The organism is uncultured Dialister sp., from assembly GCA_900314595.1.
GTDB lineage: Bacteria > Bacillota > Negativicutes > Veillonellales > Dialisteraceae > Dialister.
The window spans coordinates 1-25245 of sequence record OMVW01000014.1; the positions used below are offsets into that span (position 1 = coordinate 1).

A 25245-nucleotide genomic window follows, 5' to 3' on the forward strand; every position below is an offset into this window, starting at 1 on the left:
GTCGGTGCAGCTAAAAAACAATACATGCATCGTGATTATCGTGACTGACGTGGCTATCGGGCAGGTGCGGCGCAACAGCAGAAAGCGCCGCAGATTTTATATTCCCGCCCGCCCACGATCACCGGCCGAAGGCCGGAAATGCTCAGCCTTCCCTAGCTAGGGAAGGTGTCGACGAAGTCGACGGATGGGATGATTAATGCTTGTTCACCTCTATACGCAAAAGCTCATGTGTCACTTCACCCATAAATCTTCCCCCCTGCCTTCGGCATCCCCCCTATCAAGGGGGGATTTTTCCTTTTGGCGGCCGGAGGCCGCTGATTTCCCCCGCGAAGCGGGTGAAGGGGGCTGCATATCGTAAGAATGCTTTCTGACTCAAAATCCTCATGCGTTACGTAATAATGTGTCTCCCCGGAACCCGAAACTTCCATGGGAGCCCGGTACTACCCACTCCCGTCACATTCACCCCTAATCCCACTCCCAGCCTTCTTTCCAGGCCATTTCAGGATCTTTATAGTAGTAGAAACGAGGATCGATGAGCATCCAGTCTTCGGACTTCATATATTTTTCCACCATCTCGGAAAGGAGCGCCGGATCCTCCTCCCCCGTTTCGACGGACACCAGGGCTTTCACGAAAGTCCGGTAGTCTTTTTTCATCATTTCTTCGATTTGTTTCTTCATTTCGTCCATGATTTTCCTCCCATTGAAGTTACCAGTTACGAGTTGCCAGTTCGGGGCCCATGGAAGTTGCCAGTTTCCAGTTTAGGGCCCATGGAAGTTACCAGTTACCAGTTGCCAGAGACTGCATCCTTCGAAACCTTGACAGACCAGCTGTTTTCAGAAGCTTGTCATTGTCCGGGAATCGGGAAACGGGAATCGGGCAGGTGGCGCGGCACAATTCATAAAGCCGCGCCCTTTTTATATTCCCGCCCACCCGCCCTCGGTCACCGGCCGGAGGCCGGAGATGGTCAGCCTTTCCTGGATAGGAAAGGTGTCAGCGCAGCTGACGGATAGGATGATTGATGTTTACTCTGCACTATCCATTCAAGTTCCATATGAGAAAAACGGAAAGCACCCTGCAGGGCCCCACCTTTCCTGGTATGGAAAGGTGGCCGCGGAGCGGCCAGAAAGGTTGTTCAATCGTACAAGTTGAAATTTTGCCAAAGCCCCCACAGGCGATCCGATCTTAGATCGAAAATATACGATCTGTCAAGAACTTTTTGAAATTTTTATTTCCACTAAAAAAATGGGCCATTTCTGGTCCATCTTTTTATTTTGGGGCCCATGGGAGTTGCCAGTTGCCAGAGGGTACTTCAGGGCCTTCCATTTTTGCCTTGCAGGGCTCCGGCCTTCTCCTGCTCACCGCACGAGTACCGCGGGGCGCGGGCCGGCGGGACGGTCGGGCAGGTGGCGGTGCACCATTCATATAGCACCGCCCTTATATATCTCCCGCTCTTCTCCCATAGAAGTTCCAAGTTCCGAGTTTTCCCATCAGATGCCCGGCTGAATTTCATTTCATCCGGTGCAGCTCAAAAACAAACCATGCATCGTGATTGTCGTGAATATCGTGGCTGTCGGGAAGGTGCGGCGCAAATTTGTAAGCGCCGCAAATTTTATATTTCCATCCGCCGGAAAGCAAAAAGCACCTCTCTTTCGAAAGGTGCTTTTTGTAATATATTATCCATTCTGAATGATAAAGCTCACATAAGGCAGCAGCACATCATAGAACTTTCTCGCCCATTCTACATGGAAGTCTGCGATTTTCTTCCACTCCGACGAATCGTACAGATCCACATCCTTCAGCTCCAGGTAGACCTTGGAAGTTTTCAAATCATCCATCCGGTCCCAGGAAAGGCCGCAGCCCATTTTACGCTCGATGGCCCGCCGGAAAGAATAAAGCTCATCGAAATGGTCCTTATTCTCCTGCTTCTCGGAAGAGGCGAAATATAGATCCACCGTCGCCTTCCTCTGCGCCAGCCCGCACCGGAGGCACACATGCTTCTCGATATACGCATCCATGGCATTCGCTCTCCGCGGATAACTCTTGCTGTAGTACGGCTCGTCCTCCTCATTCAGAGTCCTAGCAAAAGCACCCTGAAGCCGGGGCAGCATAAACTCCCAATACCTCCGCTTCACCTCAAATAAATCCAAAACCTCCGATTCCTCGGACATTGAAACCACTTCCATTCAAACTGCTGTAAAAAATTTTATTGTAAGGATTTCACTACCATCAATAATTTTTTCCAGTTTTCCTCCACCGCATCAGGATCTGTTTGTGGACCCCAGCTCATTCGAACAGAATCATAGAGGTCATCATCTTTAAGCCCCATAGCTTTCAATACATAACTGGGCTCATAACTTTTAGAGTTGCATGCACTTTCATTGGAAATGCTAAGATATTGTTTCGTTGCAAGCATGAGAGCTTCCGATGAAACGCCATCAAAAGTAATATTTATAGCAGAGGGAATGCAATGCTCTTGATCTCCATTGATTTTGTATTTTACGCCCGATTGTTTGAGAGCATCCAGAATATAAGCTTTGATCTGCTTTGCTTTTTGAGAATTTTGACGATATTCTTTTTCGGCGATTTCACAAGCTTTTCCTAATCCTCCTACCAAAGCAACCGGCGTAGTTCCCGGACGAAGTCCGTGTTCCTGCTGCCCACCATACATAATAGGTTTCACTGGTGGAAGCCTATAATTTTTCTTGCGAAGAACCAGGACGCCAATCCCCTGCGGTCCCTCCAATTTATGTGCAGAGAACGAAAGCATATCATATTTCAGTAAGCTAACTTCATCCACTAATTTACCTGCAGACTGGGTCGCATCCACATAGAAAAAGACATCCTTATTTTCCAACTGTTCACCAATTTCCTGGACAGGCTGAATCACACCAGTTTCATTGTTTACATGCATTACAGCTACAAGCAAAGTATCATCACGCACTTTGGAAAGGATCTCATTGGCATCAATTCTTCCATTTTTCTCCGGGTTCACATAATCAACAGTAAAGCCGTGTTTTTCCAACATTTTGCAAGTATTCAAAATAGCATGATGTTCAATTGTAGTAGTAATGATATGTTTTTTACCACTTACATTTGCATAATCCTGTAAACCCTGAAGAATAATATTGCTGGATTCCGTTGCTCCTGAGGTAAAAAATACTTCGGTAGAGTCTACGCCTAAAAGATGGGCGATCTGTTTCCTTGCATCTGCAACAATCTGCCTTGCATGATTTCCAAAGTCATGCGTACGACTATCTGCATTTCCTATGTGATTTTTATAAATATCGATCATAAAATCGAGTACGCGAGAATCGATTGGCGCCGAAGAATTATAGTCCAAATAAACGCTCATCGACTTTCTCCTTCTGCCAAACGGATCAGATCTTCCAAACTTTTAATGAAATTTGTACCGCTCAAATGCGCAATTCCTCGTTCCAAATGCAGTTTAAAATATTTTTCTACAGTTGCATCATCATGAGGTAATTTCTTCTTGATACACCATGCACGAACAATCGCCTCATAGATTTCATCATACCCGCCTGCAAATGTACTCCAGCTCATTTCCAGGTTACTATCAGCTACAATCGGAAGATCCGTTGGAATCGACCCTTCGCTCAGGGAATAGCACAATGCCCAGCGGCAAAGTACATTCCAATTCTGAATGCCCGTCTTGCCTTTCAAACGAGACAATTTGTCTTTGGAGCGATTGGACAGTCTGATTTGCTTAATCATTATTCAATCCCTCCTCAAAATAGCCACGTTTGATCATGGTGCTTCGGCTTTCATCATCATAAATCAATGTGTATTCATCGCCTATGTTCGGCTTCATCAGTTCATAATAATGCTTTGTAATTTCCATATCAGTGGATAAAATAATCGTCTGATCACTGGCATGCGGAAAATACTTCTGAATCAGGGCTGTACGATGTTTCGAATCCAGCCTGGATAAAGGCGTATCAATAATAACCGGAAGTTTTCTTTTGGAACATTTGGCAATGCCCCAGAGAATCGCTATAACCAGCAACTGTTTTTCGCCAGCGGATAGAGTTTCCCTTTCAACCAATTTTTCATCTGAAACAAAATAATTGAAATTAAGCGATTCTGAATCAATAACGATCTGATCAATCAGATTTTTCTTAGATGTTAACTGTTTATAGCACTCGGTAATTGTATCTGATAAATCTTTTAACTTCGCATATTGTAGTCTTCTTTTGAATTCAGCAAATACTTTAGAAGCCATATCTGAATATTTAACAATACGCGCATGATCATCTACATCTTCCATATGCTGCAGCATGCTTTCAACATACTTATTAAAATTGAATGCAGCCTGACGATACTTACCGCTAAGTTCTGCCCTTTCCGACTCAAGCCTTTTTAGTTTCTCTTCAGATGTAATTTGTGCCTGTTCAATTTTCTTTATTTTACGGAAAATTTTATTGACAGCTTCTTCGTTTATGCTAACAGATAAGTAATTTTCCAATTCACCGATTTTCTTGCGATCTTTTTTGCTTTGCTGCAACAGGATATTTGCATCTTTCATCACATTGCTAAGGAGTAAACCTTTCAAATTCTGAGCTTGTGCCAGAGCATTCGCTGAAAGGTTAAAAATTGGCCGCACTGTATCCTGTGCAGTTTCCTCCTCTACATACTTCACAAATTCGGTTAAATCACGCCCACAATAATGGTCTTCCTGATAAGCTGCCAGCATAGCATGAATTTTTTCCAATGCAATATTGTTGATTTGTACTTCCTGTTCTTTTGCCCCTATATCGGTAATAGTGGAGATCAAGTCACGCAACATATAAAGAGGGAGAACTCCGGAAGCTGCTGAAATGAGCCCATTCCGATCTTGTTCCCATTTCATCTTTGCCTGATTTTTCTGCTTATATAAATCGCTCCGCTGCTCAATAATATTTCCACCGGCGGTGCGATAATCAACATTGGCAGTTTCCAGATCTTTTGCTAATTGCTGCTGTTTTTCCTGTTCCTTACGAATTTCATTCTCTTTCTTTTCCAACTTAGCCTGAGCATCATTTCGAAGCTGCTCAAGTTTTTTCAGTTCCGTCTCATTTCCGCCAGAGGATTCCTTTTTAGCAGCAATTCTCCGTACTCTTTGGATATCGTTTTCCAAAGTATCAATGACAGTGATCCCCAGCAATTGTTTGATTGCACTTTTGATTTCATCATTGGAATCAGATGCTGCAATTTCCGCTATCTTTTCGCCATCAAAAAAGAAAAAATCTGCGAGTCCATGGGGCAGAATATTCTCAATATACATGTCCCAATGATCTGTAAGAAATGGATTATACTCCCCATTTTTCCAGACAATCAGACTATCATGAGTCGTCTTATTCAGGCTATTCCAGGAACGGCGAATAACGAAAGTATCAATCTGCTCCTGTTCCAATGTAAATTTTATTTCCAGATAGGATTCTTTTGTCCCATCCGATAAATTAACAAAGGAATTCAGATATTTCCCATAAGAGGAATACTTTGATTCCTTATATGCAGAAGAATGGTTTCCATAAAGGGCCAGTAATACTGCATTTAGAAATGTGGTCTTGCCACGTCCATTCAGTCCGCCAATCAGTACAACCGGCTTTTCTCCCTGAAAATCGAATGCATTTGTTCCTGCGTACACACCAAAATTATGCAGGGTCAGATTTCTGATAATCATATATCCACATCCTCGCACTCCGGTTCATCCGGATTATTGGAAATTTTTCCTTTATAATCCCGCAGAAACAATTCATCTTTTACCTTGCCGCCAAGATCTCTCTCACGCTGCATTTTATGGGAATAGTATTCATACGCATCCGTCTCATTTTTATAGAAAGTCCGACGAACAGCTTTATTTAAGGAATCGATGATTCCTTTACGCTGGTTTAAACCATAAGATTTGTTTTCAATGTCCAGCATACTGTAAGCCATTTCAAAAACAAGTTCTTCGTCAGGATAGAGATCATGACAGGTTTCCTTCAGAAGCTCCCATTCCTTTTTACCGTATATATCAGTTCCGATCCATTCCGGATCATCAAACGGCTTTCCTGTAACTGCCTCATAAATTCTGGGCAGCGTATCATCGAATTCATGATTTTCATTAACCCATATTCTCCGAATGATACGAAGTTCAGGGAGAGAAATCAGCTCAATACCCTTATACTCAGGAGGGCAAATCTGATTTATTTCGACCTGCACTTCCAGAAGACGTTTCAGCCAATCTTCCCGGACTTCTTTCTTGTAAGGGCCATGATATAGCCTTTGATAACTTCCCTGAAGAGACCCATTTCTTCTGCGGAAATTTCTGCGGTCACGATCTTTGGATTCATCACCAAACTCATTTCGAAATTCCAGCATAGGTGTCAGCCAGGCTTTTTCTTCATCGTTGGTAATCATGGCTGCCATCGATTTATCTTGGTCAACCATGGTACATACCCAGCAGCCAAAGCGGCTTTTTCCGCAGGAAGGCAGATTTTTAGAAACCATTAAAGGGCATTCATTGTCTGCTGTTGCGCCACGATATAAAGTAAGCAGGTCATTATTTGAATAGCCCCAAGGATTCTTATATTGCATCAAAAAGATCCAGACATCATCATTCGTCCAGTTTTCCAGGGGAGAAAATACAAGCTCATTAGCTAAAGTTGGATTCGGGCTGAGAAGTTCACGCATGCGAAGCTTTTCATAGTGTTCCATATGCCTTCTCCGGCTTAAGCTTTCTGCTTTTCGAGTTCCAAGTACCAGAATAATTTCTCCATTTTCAGCAATCTGTGCTTTGATGAAATTATTCACCGGTTCGATCTTCAAACGGTCTGTGCACCAACGGAATTTCTTACGGGGAAAGGGATACCCGCGTCCGAGAAGATTTACCCAGAAAGTATCATCATAATTGGGATTCAAAATATGGGTAACAAAAGGCAGATGTTTCTGCTGTGAGATCTCATCCATTTTACGGAGAGAAGTATGCGCCCAGTTAGCAACAACAGGAGATTCCACAAGCGTATCCGTATTGATAATATGAATTGTCTTTTTCCGTTCCCCTTCTGGTAATCCTTCAATCGCCAGCCAGACTAACTGAAGTGCAGCCGTACTGTCTTTCCCGCCGGAATAGCCGATTACCCAAGGAATTTCGTCAGCAAGATATAGATTTCGTACCGTTTCCATCAGTCCGTTGACCGTATCCTTTGTAATCATTTATTCCTCCATGGGCATCTTTAAATCTCAGGTAATCAATCATGAAAAAGCAGAAAGCTTATAAAAAGTAAACGTATACTTTAGTATAGATCTTTCTGCTTTTATTGGCAAATTTCATTTAATAAGCAACTAACCGGCTAAATATAATTGTTATTATCTTTCTTAAAGCCAATAGAAAATCTCACGCCAATTCCTTTCTTATGAATCCAGTCATATACTTCGGGAGTAAGCAGTGCCATACTGGCCCAGTTTTGGCTAACCGCTCTTAAAAAGGTCTTGACCCCATCAGTCAAATCCAGTTCATTAAGCAGCGAATTAATCCGGGTTACCGTTTCAGCCAAAACTACAATGATTTCTTTAGTGCCATTGTGGTATGGCATTCCTAAGGTTTCCCAATTACGTCCTGCTTCAAGACGATTTCTTAATTGATCAATGCCAAGGCTGGTGTCCCCTAATCCATTTAAAATATCCAAGCTTCCGTTATATCCGGTAAGTTTATTATCATAAAATATTTTCCATTGTTCTTTCAAAATCGTGGCCAATAATTTGCTTTCACTTTTATCTCTGCTCAAGCAGTCTTCATCAACCAATGAATTATCATCGATTGTACTCCTCAAACTTTGCATATAGATTTTAAGTCGTTGACGCAGATCTTCAGGCAATTGATATGAAAGATGTTGATTTGCATACTGGTAAGTTTTCATATTTCTTTGAAAGTCCATAACCAGATTATGAAACGAGGCATCATTATTTTTTCTCTTTTTTAAATCATTAGCTGTACTTTCAGCCTTTGACAATTTTTTCATACTTTTGGTAGATTCAACTAAACGATCGTGGATTAGCATCAATCATCACCTCCCAGATATGCTTCACAGTCAGACAATACTTTCCGTTCTTCTGAATAAGCCTTACCCTGCTCTGTCGAAGTTCCTGCCGCTTGAATCATCCGTCTGGAAACAATATCATTTGCATTATCAATGTCTACAGATACCTTATTTAACAATTTCAAAAGCGGATCTAAATATTTTAAGGGATCATAAGTAAGCTTTACCAACGACGAAATATCATCGGATGATCCCAAGACCTCCTGGCCCACCTTTAAAGATTTGCTAATCTGTGGAGCTGACTTATTAATATCCGAAATTTCCTGACTGGATTTATACAATTTCACAGAGACATGATTTAATTCAGTCTGCCCATAGAAATCCTTAATATCCTTAACCAGATCTCTAACATCATCAGCATCCATCTCATCAAGGTCAAGGAATACTGATAACCCGTCCATGGTGGTCTTCAGCGATTCTTTCTCCTTGCTAACTACTAAAGCTGCCTTGGTTTGAATATCTTTCAGATTCTCGCTGATTTTTCGCCTATGTACAATGGGATCATCTAATTGTAATTCTGTATCTGGGAAAATCAGATTGTTTTTACTGGTTTTCTTCAGGGAATGATCCAATTCCAAACGATCCAGAATATATATGTTGGAACTTGTTGCATTACCCTGCGGTAAATTATAGTATTGCAGGAATGTATCTCTAAAAGAATCGCCTTCCTTATTATTCAGTTTCTGGCAGAAAACTTTCCATTCCCTGACATGCCCCATTGAATTCGTGTCCTTCTTTATGCCGGCCCCCTGCATCATTGCTTTAAAATTCAGTGATTTCGGATTCAGCTGGATATCATTAAAAAGCTGGCGATAAGCCTCAATAGAGGCAGCATAGCTGAAGTAATTAATTGGTTTACCATTTTCTTCCATTATGGCTCGAACCAACTGGGGCTTTACCTTTTCCAGCCAAATTTGAACTATCAGAAGGTCGCCATATGAGTCTGGATAATCCCAGGACTGATTCCCCAGAATACTCCATTTCAAGAAGGCTTCAATCAAAACTGAGGTCTCATTATTTGCCGGAAGCTCAATAGCACTGTTTTTACTTCTTTGGCCTTGCCGTTCTAGCGATACGAAAAAGCGTTCCTTTGCTGTGCTGATTTTAGTTAATGCATCAGCCGGTACGCCTTCAGCTCCCCAATCAATCACATTGTACAAAAAATTGTTAATGTTTTTTCTTGCTTCATTAAAATCTCTTGCGCCTTTTGTTGTAGCAGTGACATCCAATGTGTATGATGAATTGTTAACCCATTTAGAAAGTTCCTCTTCGGCCCGCTTCAATCTTTCGCGCTGTTTCGAAGAAATTTTTGTATCCTCATTGGCATCATCCAGGGGTTTTGAAATAATCTGTTTCCCATCTGTTTCATCATTTACATCAGTCTCATTGTCAAGGCGAGTATCAGGTGTCTCAGATTTATTTTCCGGAGCAGCTGCAACTTCCCCTTTAATATCCGGTAGCCCCAGATCTTTATAAATGGATTGAGCAATTCCGCCCACATAAGTGATCCCGTTTTTTTCTTCCTGATCGTTGGTTCCGTTTCCCCAGACAGTCATGAAACGAAGTAAACGACTGTATTGTGGATCATTCCATAAGGCCCTTGTCTTATTACGCAGCTTGATTTCTTTCGCACGAAGATTAATCTCCCTCGATGGGAATTTCTTAGTCGATTGAAGTATCTCTTCCACATAAGGCAAAATAATATCCTGCATGATGCGGCGCGGCGTCCTTTTATCCGGATCACAGTTGTTATACAGGAATTGGATTGCATGTTTACTGAACGGATAGAGGCTGACATCATGACCATTTAAAGAGTAAGTATCCCAATACTGACCAATATTTTCCGTATGAACTGGGTAACTTTCCGGATTTGCCCCAGTTTGAGCCCAATAGTCTACCGTATCCCTATCAAGGGACATGGTATTCAGGTAACGTGCAAAGAATTCATACAACCGATTATAGTCCTGTTCAAAGATATTTCCCGGAACCCACACAAATTGTGTGATTCTTTCCTTAAAATTATCTCTGAAATTATCATTATAATAACCATCAGTGGATCCTACTATTGCATTGACCCGGCACAAATTCTCTGAAGCATATTCTCCGGTATGAGGTGTCATCAGCGCTTGCAGCAATGCGGAATTTACCCCTGTAAAAGATGTAATATCTTCGACAAGAATTGTCAGATTTTTCCCCTGGCGATGAAGTTCTTTTCTGATATCAGAAAAAATCTGCTGCATATCCCCAGCCTGTAAACCCGCGCAGTCCTGGATCACATCATCAGTAAACCAATTCATATATCGGGCAAGTTTTCCCGCTTCTTCCTCTACTCTTCCATTATCCTGCATGGAAAACTGTTCATGTAGTAAAAATCTTGCCATTCGTTCCGCCATGCCATCAGCCTGGGCTGCATGCATTGCATCATAAAATCCCGTAGAGATATAAAAATCTTCCGGATTAAACTGTGCAGTGGCATCACTACTTTGAATAAAATCAGTCCCTGCAACTTTGGCATATATTCTTTCAACAGGGCCATCTTCTCTCATAGCATGTTCTTTAAAAAGTGCATTTTGCAAGAGAGCGATCAGTCTTTTTTTCTCTGTTCGTGCCAACTTAATATTCTTTTCGTCCGGATTTTTCAAGTCGGCTTCAATGTGAACAATATAATTATAATAAAGTAAATCTTTTAGCTGACTTTCTGACACGGTTCGTGATGCATTTGCCAGCCTTTTATAACGATCCTTATCGTGAATATTCTGCACCTCAGGGATTTCAAGAAGCTGACGAATCGTACCCTTAAGCGTATTATCATTTCTTTTGATAAAAAGTACTACTTCCGATTCATCTTCCCGAATTCGCATCATATTAGCCAGCCAGCGAATCAGGTGAGACTTTCCGGCCCCGTTGGTGCCTGTAACTAAGGTAAAGCGATCATCCAAAACAGGCTCGGCAATGAGACTATAGATTTCTTCTTCACTGAAATACTTCTTCTGATCTTCATCAGATAATTTAGCCTGTGCTGTCAGTTTTTTTGCCAGGTGCAAATTTTTAAATGGCACGTGAGATGCGAGAAAGTCGCTTTTTCTATTGGTAATTACATCGACCCGGAGTACTTCCTTAAATCGTTTTGGAGCAATATCCGTATTCATAATTTAACCTCTCTATAGATAACATCGGTTACAGGCGCATTAAAGAAGGATGAATCTTTTAAAGGATATAGAATTCTGCTTTCCTGCCGGTCCTTATTATTCTGCAGTTCAATTTCACCAAAATCATGTAGTTCTCGCAGGGCGCTTGAGAAAGACATATTAAGGCAATTACCGCTTGGAGATATCTTAACCAGCTCTTTATAAAATGATCCAATCTGATCTAGAAATTCTCCAATAGGAATAGATTCATTCTTTTCCCAACCGCAGCGAGGCAATATGTTTTTAACAAAAACATAGGCATTAGGCAGGAATTTTATATCCTGCATATAGCCAAATCCCATAAACTGTGCCCAAAAACGCCATCCACGCAATTCGGGTGCACTGAAATTTGTACCGATTCTACTTTGCAGCATGGATCTAACACCGGTATCTGAAACCTTACCCAATTGCAGAATCTTTTCATTACAATTCAGAATCGTACCAGTAACTTTATAAAAATCCCCATCAGACAACTGCTCCATTTTCCCAATTACGTAATACCGAAAATCTGCAATTGTCTTAATTTCTTTTTTATCAATCAAGGAACTGAGAAAGCCATCGCTTTCTTTAATCAAACCCAATTCCTGGGCTGCTATTACAACACTATTAAAATATGATGTCTTACCTTGATTTAATTCCGTTGGTTCCATAAGATCTTTCAGATCCTGCCTCCTGATGGAACCCTTATCCTGAACCAGCTTATATAATGCAAATACACGGGCCGGTATAGGCTCTGTTGCCATCTTATTAAACATCAGTTTCCATCTCCATTCATCAGGTTTCTTGTAATAATCGGTCCATCAATCATTTCCGAAAACGATTTGCCATAATCGGGTTTGATATCTCGTTCAATTACATGAATAGCATACCCACCACTTTTAGTGACAAAATCATGTATTTTCGCAAGCTGCCGGAAAGCCTTTTGATCATTGTTGTCATAAACTGCAATGACTAAGCCGGAAACATAAAAATTATTATCCATTTCCAACAAATCATGAAGTTCACTATAATTCATAACAATCAGATCGGGTGCATCAGATACATCCAGCCTCCTGTCAAGACATTGATCTGTAACAATAGCATTAAATTGAAATTTCTTAAGCAGAGACAAAACATCCGGGGAGCGATCTTCGTTTAAATAAATTGTTTCATGTACCCCTTGAAAATATTTTGATGCAATATTCGTCAGGCTTTTTCTTGGTCCGCTAATGCTTTTACGTAAAGGCAGCCCACCATAGACATCCATAATCGCCCTGCTATGTTCATCACACCCCGGGCAGCACTCGGAAGCGCAAGAATATGTATCATAAAACATTTCAGACCAGCATAATTCACTGTCACAGTCAATCTGCCTTTTCAAAACTTTCAGTCTGGTAAAAGCTTCTAATTGCTCCTGACTTCGGATTTGATCAAGTAAAGCAGTTAATTCTGCTCCACTCTGCTCTAACCGTTTATCAATATTACTGATGATCATCAGATATTTTTTGTCGTGAACTTTTATTTCATCAATTGTTAAAAGGCCGTTTCTCCGAAGCAGCAAAACTGCATTAATATTCCATTGCTGATGGAGCTGGTTACCAACCACGTAATCTTGAGACCCGTCTTTATTTGGCTGGAGTGACATATCCATCACAATCTTGCCATTTTGCCAAATATTTTTCGGGTTAGTAAATAATGTCAACCATCGGTTTTCCAGGTTCTCTGTGGTCAAAACCTTAGTAACATGCTTAACAGCTTGGTCAAAATCAGTATTTGGAATCACACACATGACGCTCAGGCAGGGGAGTCCATCTCTTCCGCCCCGGCCAAGTTCCTGATAATAAACATCTGCACTTTCAGGTATATATAAATGAAGAACCGTCCTGACATCAGGCTTATCCACACCAACGCCAAAGGCAGATGTAGCAATCATAATTTCAAATCGATTATTCACCCAATCCTGAATAAGACGCTCTCTTTCTTCATTATCTGTTTCTCCGGTAAAGGTCTGAATATTCTGATAACCATATTTAGCCAGGAATACCTTTAATTCTTCAGCAGTATACGGTGAATGAACATAAATAATCATTGGGTGGGGCAGTTTGTTAACAAGCTCCAGTACTTTTTGTCTCTTTTTTAATATGCTATTTACCTTGATCAGGCTGAACCGAGGCTCTTTGCGAAGTGCATCACATCTAATTTCAATCCATCGATTATCATAATTGAACATTGATTTTAGGAGGCTGACTGTTCGATCATCGAAAGTAGCACTAAGCAAAAAAGTCTTCAGCCCAGGATTAAATCTAAAAATTTCTTTTCGCCAGGGTTCCAGACACTGATAGTCCACACGGAAAGAATCCCCCCAGGAAACAACGATATGCGCTTCATCAATAATAATATTCTGTAGATAATGCTGTTTTGCAGCCCCACTCACAAGATCCTTGAATATCTCATTTTTTAATAATGCCTCTGGGGAAATAAAAAGTATCTTTGCCTTTTTCTCCTTAATGGATTGAAAAATCTGATCCGGATTTTTTATACCGGCATAGTAGGCAAATATTTCTTGATCCTTGGTTGGTGATTTTATATTTAAAGCTGCGGCTCTTGCCTGATCTATAGCCAAAGAGACGGTTGGCACCACAACAATAGTCAAGCTGGTTTTATGAGAATACGCAACAGTTTGTGTCACCAGGCTTTTGCCACCGCCCGTTGGCATACAAATTAATGTTGTATATCCCTCCGGCGTATTCAAAGCTCCGTGTACACATAGTTTCTGTTCAAAGGATTTAAAATTCTCAAAGTCTGTCAACTTAAAAATAAAAGGATTAGTTTGGAGGAGATATTTACTTTTGTGTTTTTCGCTCGGCGTCTCTTTCTTGATAAAAGCCGACTCAACAAATTCGGGGTGCTTAAAACAATCTGGAACATCCGCCACTGCATACCAGGTTCTTTTTTCGTCATCCTGATAAATGCCAAAATCATTATTTTCCAGTATACGAGCATCATAGACATGTATTTTAGCCTGAAAACTGATCAGAAAAGCACGCAAAGCGCCTAAATAATCAGAGATTCCCGACTTCCCCAGGCAATACCGATGATATTCAATTTCCAAAGAACGAACTGTGTTTATCATATAACGTTCAACTGCGTTTTCTGATCCAGTCAGAAGCTCCGGTTTAATGAAAGAACTATGTCCATTAACTAAAGCTTCCACATTTTGAATAATCAATTCTTTATTCATGATCATAAAGCCTCATATAACATACAGATTCCAAATGAATCACCGGATTTTTTAAACTTTTCAGTACAACTTCATATCTTTGTTCTATCTTTTCAATTTCATCAGCAGAATAATTTCCATAAAAGGCCGCAACCGCTTTTCTTGCGGATAATATCTGGTTAATCATATTACGGGCTCCCTTTAGATCGGATTCCCCGACAAATCTTTTATTAGCCACCTTTTCCGCCAGACTGCTTGTTTTATCGATCAGATAGTTCCATGAGGATTCATCGAAGCGAGTCTTAAACAAATCGATATTACTTGCCCCCAATTGTCTGATGATCTTGCGTCTACCCAAATGTTGAATATCATCACGTGCATTGAAATATCCATTAGAAATAATTCTGTTATACTCATTGCTCACCTCTTCCTGCGTCGCTTTAGTAGGAGTGATTGCAACAGGTATAATTTTCATCGATGAAGCCAGATAACTGCGAAACAGGCTGACATCATAAATTGTCATACCGTGGTGGAGTAATATGCTTTCGTTTGGTTGAATTGAATAAGTGTAAACAAGCCCTTCCCAGTTGATACTTGACAGGGCTGCAAAGGCACAGCACATGCCCTTATACGAATGGATCGCATTGCCTACAATACAATCAAAAATTGCATCTCCAGGAGCGAAAAAATGTACATAATCATCTTTAATCGCCACATCACGATTAAAAGTGCCCCATATTGTCTCGTGTTTATGAGAATTTACTTTCGATTGTACAGATATTTCTTCTCCAAGATCCAAAAGTTGTTCCCGATTGATTTTTTCTAAATAACTATTCCAATCAGGTGGCAAAAGATAAGTATTTAAAGCTGCTTTTATTGAGAAGTGGGAGGCATTGAAGCCAATCTTTTTAAACTCACCAAGACGGCTGGGATGTTCAAATCCTGCCAATGAAGCCCAGCTCATCATAGTCCTTGCGAACAGATCATTTTCGTTTAAATCATATTGTTCTAAAAGTTTCCTTAGCTGTGCATATAAAGGGCCAAATTTTTGAGCACCCGCATCATAAATCTGTTCTTGTCTTACTTCCGCTCTTGTGGCTTTAGCATTACTGATCATGTCCGGAATCAGGCTCTTTAGCCCGGACTCAAAGTCGGTTTCCAGTGTCTCTTTTAATTGACCGGAAATTTCATTCATAATGATTTCCAGTCCACTAAGAGGTTGAGTAAAAACGTTTAATCCCTGATCCCATAGATCAAACAGCTGCTCTTCATATGAATCTTTTGCATAAACAACCAGAGAAGTGACCGGGATTTCCACATTTCTTCCCATACGATCCAAACGTCCTATTCTCTGTTCAAGATCGCTGATATTCCAGGGTAGATCAATATGAAATACATAGTCAGCCATCTGTAAATTTCTTCCCTCGCCGCCACTACGGTCGCAAATCAAATAATGGCAATTGGGATCCGTTTGAAAGTGATACATATTTCGTTCAGAAACTTCTGGCGCCAGAGTTTTCCCATATCCAACGACTTCATCGCCAAAACAGCTATCAAAGACCTTGAGGTATTTCGTAAAAGTTTCAGGAAAATCTGTAAAAAATACAGCTTTTTTGCCAAAAGGAACAATATTCATGCATGCATCGATAATTTTGATCAGTCTGGATGGATGTTCATCAGGGTCATCTAAAGTAGTTGAAATATCATCAACTGCAGAGTTCTCATTTTCCAGCCATAGTTCTGCGGTCCGCTTAACTTCATTTGGAATATGTACTTCAGCTGCCAGATGCCGAAGCATCGCATAATATGCCCAGGGAGAGCTGAAAAAAGATCTAATCAGAGGAATAATATTCTGTTCCGCCTGCGAATCTGTAATATTTCCCTGCATACCGGATATCCATTCTGACAACGCGTGATAAGCATCTCCCTCATAAAGGATTTTCGGGTTTTCAATTGAATAGGCAATTTCTATTTTTTCTCTATCCGAAAATTCCTTATCCTTATCCAGATCAGATAATTTTCCAGACACGACTGCTCTGCGTCCGCGAATCATATTTTTCTCAATTTGATAATTCTCGCAAATATAAGCGATAGCCAGTTTAATCTTTGGAATCCCCAAATCTTTTGATTCTGTATCTATCCCAGAAACAATTGCTTCAAAAGTATGATCATTAATATTTTCTGACACATGATTTAACTGATCAATGAGATCTTGTAACTCATCCTGCACTTCTTCATCACTGCAAGGATCTCTACCGTCATTCTGAACATCCTGAATGATTTCATCAATATCCGTTAAAGCATCCATGACTAATGTAATATCCCGAGTTACCTGATTCTGAAGTTTTAGTGTTTCTTTAAACTCTTCAATGGTCATATCACCATATTTATCAGGGAGTATAAGTCGAAGCAAATTTAAATATTCTTCTTCTCTTTGCTGGATAGGCGTTGCACTTAGAAGAAAAACATTAGATGCCTTCAGGCTTAATTCATAAATCTTTCGATATTCAATATAATTATGGAGATAATTATGAACTTCATCCACAACCAGAAAATTCCAAGGCTCCCGTAGCTCCATATCAGAAATCTGTTCCACGGCTTTTAAATGAATTTCGTTTCCGCTGGCATCTATTCCTTCATAAAGGCCAAATTTATGCAGCATCTCCATTCTCCATTGAGATACTAGTTGTGCAGGCACCGCAATTAAGACCTTTTGATCATGATTGGACTCCAGATAAATTTTCAAAATTGAACAAACTTCAATCGTTTTCCCCAAACCAACTTCGTCGGCAATCATAAAACGCATTGGCTTACTTTGCAGACAACGCATAATAGTTTCAAGCTGGAATGCCTTCAGGTATATACGGCATCCAGCCAGTGTTTTGAACCCATTGATTGAATTATTCAATACATTCATGGTGCGCATAACTACCTGACGGCCCATATACCAGCAGGGATTCTGAAATTCATAATGTTTCAACTGCTCAAGCGGATTGGGGTCAGCACAAATAAATGGCACTTCCAGTTCAGATTCGGCCACATTCCTGATCTCTTTAGTATTTAAATCCTGTATATAGTAATGAAAAAGCGAGCCATCCATTAAACTCTCCCGATTCTCTCTGCTTTTCCAGTTAATCAGGATTTTATGACTTCTCCCTTGAAAAGAAACTACATCGCCTTTTTGAAGAATACTCCTTTCCAGTTTTTTAAGAGGAATTCCCTGTGCGAAGGGAGGAATGGATTCATAAAACTGCCTATGGTTAAATGGATCTTCAAACTCAATGGCTGCAGTATCATTAATTACATCGATATCAGTAATCTTTCCCGCTGCAAATTGGCGCGGTTCACCCGGATACTCTCTATCCACTGGGCATCGTACATACATTCCTTCTTTCAGCATTCAAATTCCCCCTCTGATGTATCAGATTAGTTTCTTCTTTTGAATTTATAGATTTCCAGGCAATGGTTTCGCGAAGCACATCCATTGCACATACTGGAAATTCGTTTATCAAAATGGTTGACTTTTTCCAGTTCCGCCGGAAAATCCTGTGAAAGTTCAGTCTGATCCGATTTTCTAAATACGTCTTTGGTTTTATCTTTATCCGATAATTTGGCTGCCAGAAAATTGTCCCGCAGACTCATATACCATAAATCATCTGGTTTAATAGCCGGGAATTTATTCTTTCTTACAACTTTAGACAAATAATCTACAGCCTCTCTTTGACAATCCATTTTTTCAGCCCACACCAGATAGCTGAAATAACTCTCCAGATCATCCATTTTATTCTCCAGGCGTTCACGAACCAGATCTTCAATATATGGCTGTCCGCTATAATTGTTTCTTGCATCATTTTCAAGCAATACCGTCAAATAGCGATTGAGGAGAAAATCATCTCTATATATCGTGTTTCCTTCTACAACCGATTCAACTAGAAAGCGATAAGGACACATCCGGTACCTGACTGCGTCATATGGCTTATATTCAATATTTTCTTTGCCTGAATTTACTTTGATCTTTGAATCATCTGCCAAAACCTTCTCAGAAACCAGCCGAGCATAAGGCACGATATTTGGTTTCTGGATGCGGAGAAGATAGTAAAGCTCCATGTCTTTGTCATTTTCATGTTTGATATAGCTCAATTTGACAGGAACCCTGCTGAAAGCTAAACCATAAGCCAATGCATACCGCCTGAAATTCTTGTATTCTTTCCGTGACGTCAAGAACACATTGTATTTCCAATCCACCGGCACCTGGACTACTTCAAAGAAATGATCATCAAGGGGCCATGGAAATTCATCAGCGTAAGTGATGCTCATATCTGAATCAGACAGACAGGCAAAATGATTGATACGTATTACGTCCGTCCGATTTTGTCTGAGAATATCACCATCAACCTGGTTAAAGTTCCTTACAATCCAGTTTGCACCTTTTCCGTCTGCTGGATTCTGTTGCAAATAAATCTGCATAGTTTCCTTGAGACATTCAAAGGATGCATTTACATTGACATTTTTAACTTCATTCAATCGATCCAGAACTCGGGTTATTATATTTTTGAACTCCTCATCCAGATTCGGGTCTGGCAGAATTTTCTGGTGAATGACTTCACTGATTTTTTGATAAAACTTCTGAAAGCTGCTGGATTCTTCGCTGAAATCCTGATAGAAATACTGAGCGATTTTATTTAAATCATTCAGTGCAGACTGAAGCGATTCAATTTCCTGGCCGGTTGCCTGACAGTATCCTATTTTACGGGCAAAATCACTATCCACATCATCATGTAGACTGCTTAGTCTTTTCAATTGCTTTTGAACTCTCTTGATCGTTTCTGCATTTTTGAAATAAAGCTGAGTTTTATTAAATATGGATACTAATTCTCCCGGCTTATTTTCCTTGAGAATTCCACAGCAAAGACACTCTTTTAGATCATTCATGTCCTGGATACGTAATCCATTTTCTTTCGGATCCCACATATTAGTAATTGCAATAAAGAAATGACCTAAGGGATAATCAAGGAACTGTCTTTCTCCAAACTGATTTGGAAAGTAAATCTTCAGAATATCATTTACACTACTATTGGCAGCATAAATTTGTTCCTTCATATAATAGAGTGCGGGATGAACATTATGATTTAGTTTCTGGTTCTCTTTTGCTTTTTCAAATAATCTGGCTACATAACCGGCAAATTCAGTGGGATTATCAAACTCCAGGATTTCCAGATTACTGATTTTCTTTAACCCATAAGCATCTCCATTCGTTAATGCGGCCATATTATCAGCAATTTTGATACCATTAGCACCGAAACTGAAAATAGGATAGGTTGATTCAGATTTGTGAATTTCTGGTTCGAAATTTTCGTATACATTAAGCCAGGTCCGGTATATATTCTTAAAGTCCGGACGATAGTTGAAGATAATAAATACTGTGCAATATTTTCCTAAGATCTCAATAGCGCGAAGCATCAGGGGGCTGAACTGATGAATACCATGAATTACTACTTTGGTACGATCAATTTCCGCCATTTTAGCAAGGCTTGGCTTTTTGAGTCCCTTGTTATTATTAACAACTGTTGCAATTGTATTATTAATTGCCTGAAGAACTTCATCCTCGGAAAAAGATTCCTGTAAGTGAAACACCGGCTTATCCGACTTAATCAATTCCTCATAAATAGAAACAATTAATTTTTGTTCTACAGTTAATTGATCCCTATGAATATCTTTCGGTTTCAATCCCATCTCAAAAAGAATTCGAATACTCTCATAAATGCTGCTGCGATTTTTTCTGAGAGATTCGTATATCGTGTCTTTTAATTCTGCCGGAAATTGTACTAGCAGGTTCTCATCTGCAATCACATGATCAATAGCGGCATATTGGGCAATAGTTACCGCATCGCTTTCCCAATCTGCATATAGTTCCTTAAGAAAGGCAGCAATTGTCGTTAACTTCCCCTTATAAAAATCTTTCCCATATTGATCACAAAGTCCGTTAACCATAGTCTGAGAAACACAGAGGTGGAAAGCGTCCTTTATAAAAGCCCAATACGGCTCCTTTGGCAGTTGATATGGATCCTTGTATGTAAAAATAGAAATAGACATTACTGATCAACCTCCAAAAGACTACCCCAGCTGTTTTGTACATTGGTACTGATTTTTTTAAGCCATACAAAATTCCTAATAGCGCGGGTCATAGCAACATAGAGAATGCGGCATTCTTCTTTTTCCCGTTCCGTATTTTCCTGATCTTCCTGATAATTACTATTATGGACCATCTCTGTGCGATTTCCCGATTTGATGCCAATCATATAGGATAACTTGCCGTTAAGCATATTGGCATTCACTCCATTCATCTTTAATTTGGAAATATCTTCATACGTAAATGGCAGCATAACCGTTCCATACTCAAGTCCTTTCGATTTATGAATAGTAGTACAAATCACGCGAATTGAATTATTTTCGCTATTTTGATTTCTTGACGATTGTTCCTGATATGTTGTGATATTGATCGTCAGGAATTCATTGACCATATTTAAGGTCAAATAATCCCCCCGATAAGTCTTGATCAGTTCCTCTATCAGGCACTCAAAATTTTCCCGATAAAACCTCTGCCTATCCGGGTCAAGGCTGAAATGTTTCCACGGTTGAAATGCATTATAAATATCGCGCAAAACCGCCAGGACCGGTTTCGCCTGAAACTGTTTAATAATTTGACCCCAGCCGGTTTCCATACGCAATACAAAGTATTCGTCCATAATTCGATACAGTTCCGATTTGCGATCTGCCGGTGCCATGGAATGCAGCGGTAATAAAGAATTCTTCATTGCCACATAGTTAGAGAGAAGGAAATTAACCAGATAGACCGGTTCTTCCGGATGCGTCAAAGCAAGTGTCAATTTATACAAATCGATGGAGGGATCCAGTCGATACAGATCACCGCCCTCTGTAACATCTACGGTAATACCGGCCTCCTTTGCCTTTTCTACAATCTTATTAATCTGCCAGTTATAGCGTGTTAAAATCGCAATCGTCTTTTCTTCGCTGCTGAGTTTTTCTTTGTTACATAGATCATTCAGTCCGGTAATCTGGTTCTTTAGTTCTTCAATAATTGCCTCGTATAAAGAATCCTCCTTACTCTCCTGCACTTCAATTTTTCGCACCAGATCATCGCCGCTGTATTGCTTCTTGATTCTACTGCTCAAATAATCATCCGGTTTACGGTATGGAAGGAGATCCTGTTCACCAAGTTTTGTGAAAACCTCATCAAATTTAGAAAGTAACCCTGCATCACTGCGGTAATTCCGGTTCAGAGTATATTCTTTCCAATCCAGAACCTTCGCTGTTCCATTTAACTGTTCGATTTTATCAAATGCACTTAATGTAGCCCCTCTGAATCGATAAATACTCTGTTTCAAATCACCTACAACAAAGAGTCTGCACTGTTTACCAAACAATGACTGCAGATGAAGAATTGTATCAATCTGAACATCATCAGTATCTTGGAATTCATCTACAAATACATATCGGTAAGACAGACCATGATCTTGAAGCGAATTGTTTTTGACAAGCCTATTCAGTAGAATCATGCACTGCCCGAGATCCACTAGATTATGAGATTTCAAGTAATCTTGATACTCAATTTCTGCTGGAACCATAACTTCTTCAATTAATTCATTAAAATAGCTAATTTCCTGCGGAGGATCTCCCAATGAGTCATAATCCAATGCTTTTACATCAATGCTTTTATTGTAAAGTTGACCAGCAAAAGCAATCAAAAGCTTCTTTAATTGATAAATCGGCATGTGTATCTGATAGGAAAAATCAGGATCATCCTCCATTTTTCTCTCCAGATAATCGGATAAATGCTGCTGATAAATCTGATCTCTATGATATGTTTCACTGGAAATATCAAACTGATTACCCATCCCCAGCATTAGACAATCCTTACGCATAATAGAAATCGCAAATTTGTGAATCGTCGAAATCTGAATTTGAGACAAATCTTCGATATATCGCAAATACTTGGGATTAGTTGTTAAAGTAAAATAATTCAAAAACAGCTGCTTTAAACGTTTTTTCATATTATCTGCAGCATCATTAGTAAATGTGATCATAGCAATATCATTGACCAAATCTTCCACATGATCCTTTACTTTATTGCACAAGAAAGCAATTCTGGAAACCATTGAATAGGTTTTCCCTGTTCCAGCACCTGCTTTGACCAGGATATTATGATCAGCTGAAGCATGTTCGATACAATACTGCTGGTAGTTAAATGCTGTGCAGTCTGCTATTTTCTTAAGAAGTTCTTCCTGTTCAGGAGTGCATTCACCCTCATTGATCAATACATTCTGATCTGTATAATCAGCTAAATGTTCAACATAATCTACTTCAAAGTTGAATATATTAAAAGAATCCGCAAATCCGGCGTTGTCTTCAACATCTCCAATACCAATATTTCCACCCTGTGGCACAATATGCCTGGCTTTGAATTCCTTATTCAAGGCCTGTATCAGCTTTTCTGTATTCTCTTTATGATTTACAAAAACATACTGCTTAATGCCATTAAAATATTCATTGACGATTTTTTCAACTTCAGAATCATCAGCTGAATTGGCAAAAACTCTCAATTTGGAATACCCTGGATTCGGATCTTGCTGCTTTAATTTAGGCGAATAATCAGTCTCCAGAGATTCTCTTATTTTCACATACATTTCATGAGTTAATTCCTGATGTGGGATTTTGCTTTTCATTATTTCGTAAGCATTTAAAATTTTTTGTTCAAGAGTAATTGTATCTTTGATATCCTCTGCAAACAGTGTCATAGATACATGCTCTTCATTACCCAATTTTTTCTTTAAAAACCCTTCTTTAGATATGAATGGATAGCATACCATATCTATAACCAGAGGCTCAAATCCCAACTTGTCCCTCAGATAATCAAGTGTTTTAAATCTATATAACCTGGCCTGCCTTCTCGGATTCCTTACATACTTTGTGGACTTTGCAAGAATGATTTCATCTTCGCTGATTACATTAACAACATCCTTTGCCTGCCATCCTTTTACTTCAATTATAAAAATGCAACTTCCATCAATCATCAGGCAATCATCGCACTCAAGAAATTCAAAACTATGATTTGTATAAATAACTCCATTCCTTTCAAAAGCATGAGAAAGTGCTTCCCAGACTTTTCCTTCTCCTGCATAGTCTGATGGACGACCAACCATATGTGCCATAAAAACCACTCCCGTAATCTATTTCAAAGTTAATTCCAAATAATAAAAAGCCTGCTTATAAGACCTGATTATCAAATACAATCAGATACCCAAGCAGGCTCTATTCAACATCGATTAACAATCAATGATTCCTTCTTCTTATATGCCAACACAAAGTCCTGTAATTGGTTATTCCCCATTCCAACTGCTCCTATGTGCAAAACTTATTCCTTTATATATACATTATTATAACAGATCATGATCTTCATTTCTTTAATAAAGTGAATGGCTGGCCATTTACACCCATTTCAGTGTACCAGCACTGATAATTATCCTCTGAATATTCGAAATATTATTTTTTACATCGCCTTATCCATTAAACTTCAGCAGTTCCGGCTTTCCTTCGAATTTCGGCACCATTTTCCTTACGACTGCGGCGAATTCTTTGTATTCTTCTGGCATGCGGATGTAGCCTTGTCCTTCGTTTTTATTGTCGGAATAGGTAATGGAGATTCCCCGACTCGGGACGTCTTCAACTTCGAAGATACAGGTTTTGGCAAGGACTTTGCGAACTTTGGATGCTGCTTCCTCAAAGAAGTTTTTGAAGGAGGAGCTGTCGGTATGGTAAGCCCAGTGGCGGGAGAGGTTGGTATCTGTTTCTATATATGGGTTCCGGTTATAGCGGATTCCGGTGGGTTCGATGGTCAGTTCATCGTCATAGGCATAGTCTGCGGGGCAGTATCCGGAGTGACTGGTAATGGTTATACGGATGATTTCTTTTTTCCGACGGCCCAGTTTTGATGGAGCGAAGGGGCGGAAAGTTCCTTCCATTTCATTCTTTATGGCTCCAATCAGTTCTGGGTCTGTTTCTTCTCCTTCCGCTACGGTTGCGGGCATTTCCTTGGGGCCTTTGGCGAGGTCTTTTGCTTCCTGAAGGAGTTTCTCATAGGCGGGACGAGCATTCCGGTAAAGGTCTACGGTTTCCAAGAAAATCCTAGCCGGTTTGTTTTTGTCTGTATATTCTCCGGTCCAGGCTTTGCTCATGTAGCCCAGCTGCCAGGACATTCCGCTTTCGTTGCGGTAGATGTCATTGATGACTTCTCCTTTGTTCAGCGCTTTCTGCCGGAGGGCACAGGAAAGGTCCCGTTTGGCGTCTTTCCATTTCTTTCCGTTTTCAATCTGAAGGTAAGCATCCAGAAGAAGGACTGATTCGTATTTGTCAAATTTTGGCTGTGCCATAGTATCCCATCCTTTACGTCCGAACTGAATATCTTTCTATATGTATTGTACTACTCCTCGCCCCATTCCAGGTCCCCCTGTGAGGGACAATTTCGACTCGCAGGAGCTTTTCAACCCCGCCTGTGCAGAATCCCCCTATCTACTCGTGCCGCATCAGCGGCACACCTTCCCTTTTCCCTTACCTCTTTCCCCTTTCCCCTGTTTTTTGCCTGCGGGCCAGAGGCCAAATAAAAAAAGGGCGGCACTATACGAATTGTGTGCCGCCACCGCCCCGATTCCCGTGTCCCGACTCCCGGACAATGCAAAGTCATCGAAGAAAACTGGTCTCTCA

14 protein-coding genes are annotated in these 25245 nt (G+C 40.2%); all 14 read right to left on the bottom strand.

Translation table 11 applies throughout. The features are described 5' to 3' along the window. Positions 1–465 precede the first annotated feature (465 nt). A complete protein-coding gene (locus QZN42_RS05345) occupies positions 466–687 on the bottom strand; it encodes a hypothetical protein (RefSeq protein WP_296954963.1) in 222 nt (73 codons plus the stop codon). Positions 688–1674: 987 nt separating this feature from the next. Next, positions 1675–2184: a DUF4268 domain-containing protein gene (locus QZN42_RS05350; protein WP_363916316.1), complete on the bottom strand. Its 510-nt coding sequence runs from the start codon at positions 2182–2184 to the stop codon at positions 1675–1677. 20 nt (positions 2185–2204) lie between these two features. Next, entirely contained in the window at positions 2205–3353 is a 1149-nt protein-coding gene (locus QZN42_RS05355; RefSeq protein WP_296954966.1) for a cysteine desulfurase family protein, read from the bottom strand. After that, the gene (dndE, locus tag QZN42_RS05360; RefSeq protein ID WP_296954968.1) at positions 3350–3733 is read right to left on the bottom strand and encodes a DNA sulfur modification protein DndE; all 384 of its coding nucleotides are present in this window, start codon (positions 3731–3733) and stop codon (positions 3350–3352) included. Before dndE ends, QZN42_RS05355 begins: the two co-directional genes overlap by 4 nt. Beyond that, entirely contained in the window at positions 3726–5681 is a 1956-nt protein-coding gene (gene dndD / locus QZN42_RS05365; protein ID WP_296954970.1) for a DNA sulfur modification protein DndD, read from the bottom strand. The genes dndE and dndD overlap by 8 nt, the downstream gene beginning before the upstream one ends. Beyond that, entirely contained in the window at positions 5678–7195 is a 1518-nt protein-coding gene (dndC, locus tag QZN42_RS05370) for a DNA phosphorothioation system sulfurtransferase DndC (protein ID WP_296954972.1), read from the bottom strand. Before dndC ends, dndD begins: the two co-directional genes overlap by 4 nt. 137 nt (positions 7196–7332) lie before the next feature. After that, entirely contained in the window at positions 7333–8043 is a 711-nt protein-coding gene (locus QZN42_RS05375) for a hypothetical protein (RefSeq protein WP_296954974.1), read from the bottom strand. Further along, on the bottom strand, positions 8040–11228 hold the full coding sequence (locus QZN42_RS05380) for a hypothetical protein (protein ID WP_296954976.1): 3189 nt from the start codon (positions 11226–11228) through the stop codon (positions 8040–8042). The genes QZN42_RS05375 and QZN42_RS05380 overlap by 4 nt, the downstream gene beginning before the upstream one ends. After that, the gene (locus QZN42_RS05385) at positions 11225–12022 is read right to left on the bottom strand and encodes a hypothetical protein (RefSeq protein WP_296954979.1); all 798 of its coding nucleotides are present in this window, start codon (positions 12020–12022) and stop codon (positions 11225–11227) included. Before QZN42_RS05385 ends, QZN42_RS05380 begins: the two co-directional genes overlap by 4 nt. Beyond that, the gene (locus tag QZN42_RS05390) at positions 12022–14487 is read right to left on the bottom strand and encodes a DEAD/DEAH box helicase (protein ID WP_296954981.1); all 2466 of its coding nucleotides are present in this window, start codon (positions 14485–14487) and stop codon (positions 12022–12024) included. The genes QZN42_RS05385 and QZN42_RS05390 overlap by 1 nt, the downstream gene beginning before the upstream one ends. Next, positions 14480–17866, bottom strand: a complete 3387-nt coding sequence (locus QZN42_RS05395) for an SNF2-related protein (RefSeq protein WP_296954983.1) — start codon at positions 17864–17866, stop codon at positions 14480–14482. Before QZN42_RS05395 ends, QZN42_RS05390 begins: the two co-directional genes overlap by 8 nt. Before the next feature lie 26 nt (positions 17867–17892). Further along, positions 17893–20559, bottom strand: a complete 2667-nt coding sequence (locus tag QZN42_RS05400; RefSeq protein ID WP_296954986.1) for a hypothetical protein — start codon at positions 20557–20559, stop codon at positions 17893–17895. After that, complete coding sequence (locus QZN42_RS05405; protein WP_296954988.1) at positions 20559–23696, bottom strand: exodeoxyribonuclease V subunit beta; 3138 nt, start codon at positions 23694–23696, stop codon at positions 20559–20561. The genes QZN42_RS05400 and QZN42_RS05405 overlap by 1 nt, the downstream gene beginning before the upstream one ends. Before the next feature lie 348 nt (positions 23697–24044). After that, entirely contained in the window at positions 24045–24914 is an 870-nt protein-coding gene (locus tag QZN42_RS05410; protein ID WP_296954990.1) for a hypothetical protein, read from the bottom strand. Between the last annotated feature and the right edge of the window lie 331 nt (positions 24915–25245).

Coding starts and splice junctions, on each gene's coding strand:
- QZN42_RS05345 (WP_296954963.1), bottom strand. CDS start 687: ATGGACGAAATGAAGAAACAAATCGAAGAAATGATGAAAAAAGACTAC.
- QZN42_RS05350 (WP_363916316.1), bottom strand. CDS start 2,184: ATGGAAGTGGTTTCAATGTCCGAGGAATCGGAGGTTTTGGATTTATTT.
- QZN42_RS05355 (WP_296954966.1), bottom strand. CDS start 3,353: ATGAGCGTTTATTTGGACTATAATTCTTCGGCGCCAATCGATTCTCGC.
- dndE (WP_296954968.1), bottom strand. CDS start 3,733: ATGATTAAGCAAATCAGACTGTCCAATCGCTCCAAAGACAAATTGTCT.
- dndD (WP_296954970.1), bottom strand. CDS start 5,681: ATGATTATCAGAAATCTGACCCTGCATAATTTTGGTGTGTACGCAGGA.
- dndC (WP_296954972.1), bottom strand. CDS start 7,195: ATGATTACAAAGGATACGGTCAACGGACTGATGGAAACGGTACGAAAT.
- QZN42_RS05380 (WP_296954976.1), bottom strand. CDS start 11,228: ATGAATACGGATATTGCTCCAAAACGATTTAAGGAAGTACTCCGGGTC.
- QZN42_RS05385 (WP_296954979.1), bottom strand. CDS start 12,022: ATGTTTAATAAGATGGCAACAGAGCCTATACCGGCCCGTGTATTTGCA.
- QZN42_RS05390 (WP_296954981.1), bottom strand. CDS start 14,487: ATGAATAAAGAATTGATTATTCAAAATGTGGAAGCTTTAGTTAATGGA.
- QZN42_RS05395 (WP_296954983.1), bottom strand. CDS start 17,866: ATGCTGAAAGAAGGAATGTATGTACGATGCCCAGTGGATAGAGAGTAT.
- QZN42_RS05400 (WP_296954986.1), bottom strand. CDS start 20,559: ATGTCTATTTCTATTTTTACATACAAGGATCCATATCAACTGCCAAAG.
- QZN42_RS05405 (WP_296954988.1), bottom strand. CDS start 23,696: ATGGCACATATGGTTGGTCGTCCATCAGACTATGCAGGAGAAGGAAAA.
- QZN42_RS05410 (WP_296954990.1), bottom strand. CDS start 24,914: ATGGCACAGCCAAAATTTGACAAATACGAATCAGTCCTTCTTCTGGAT.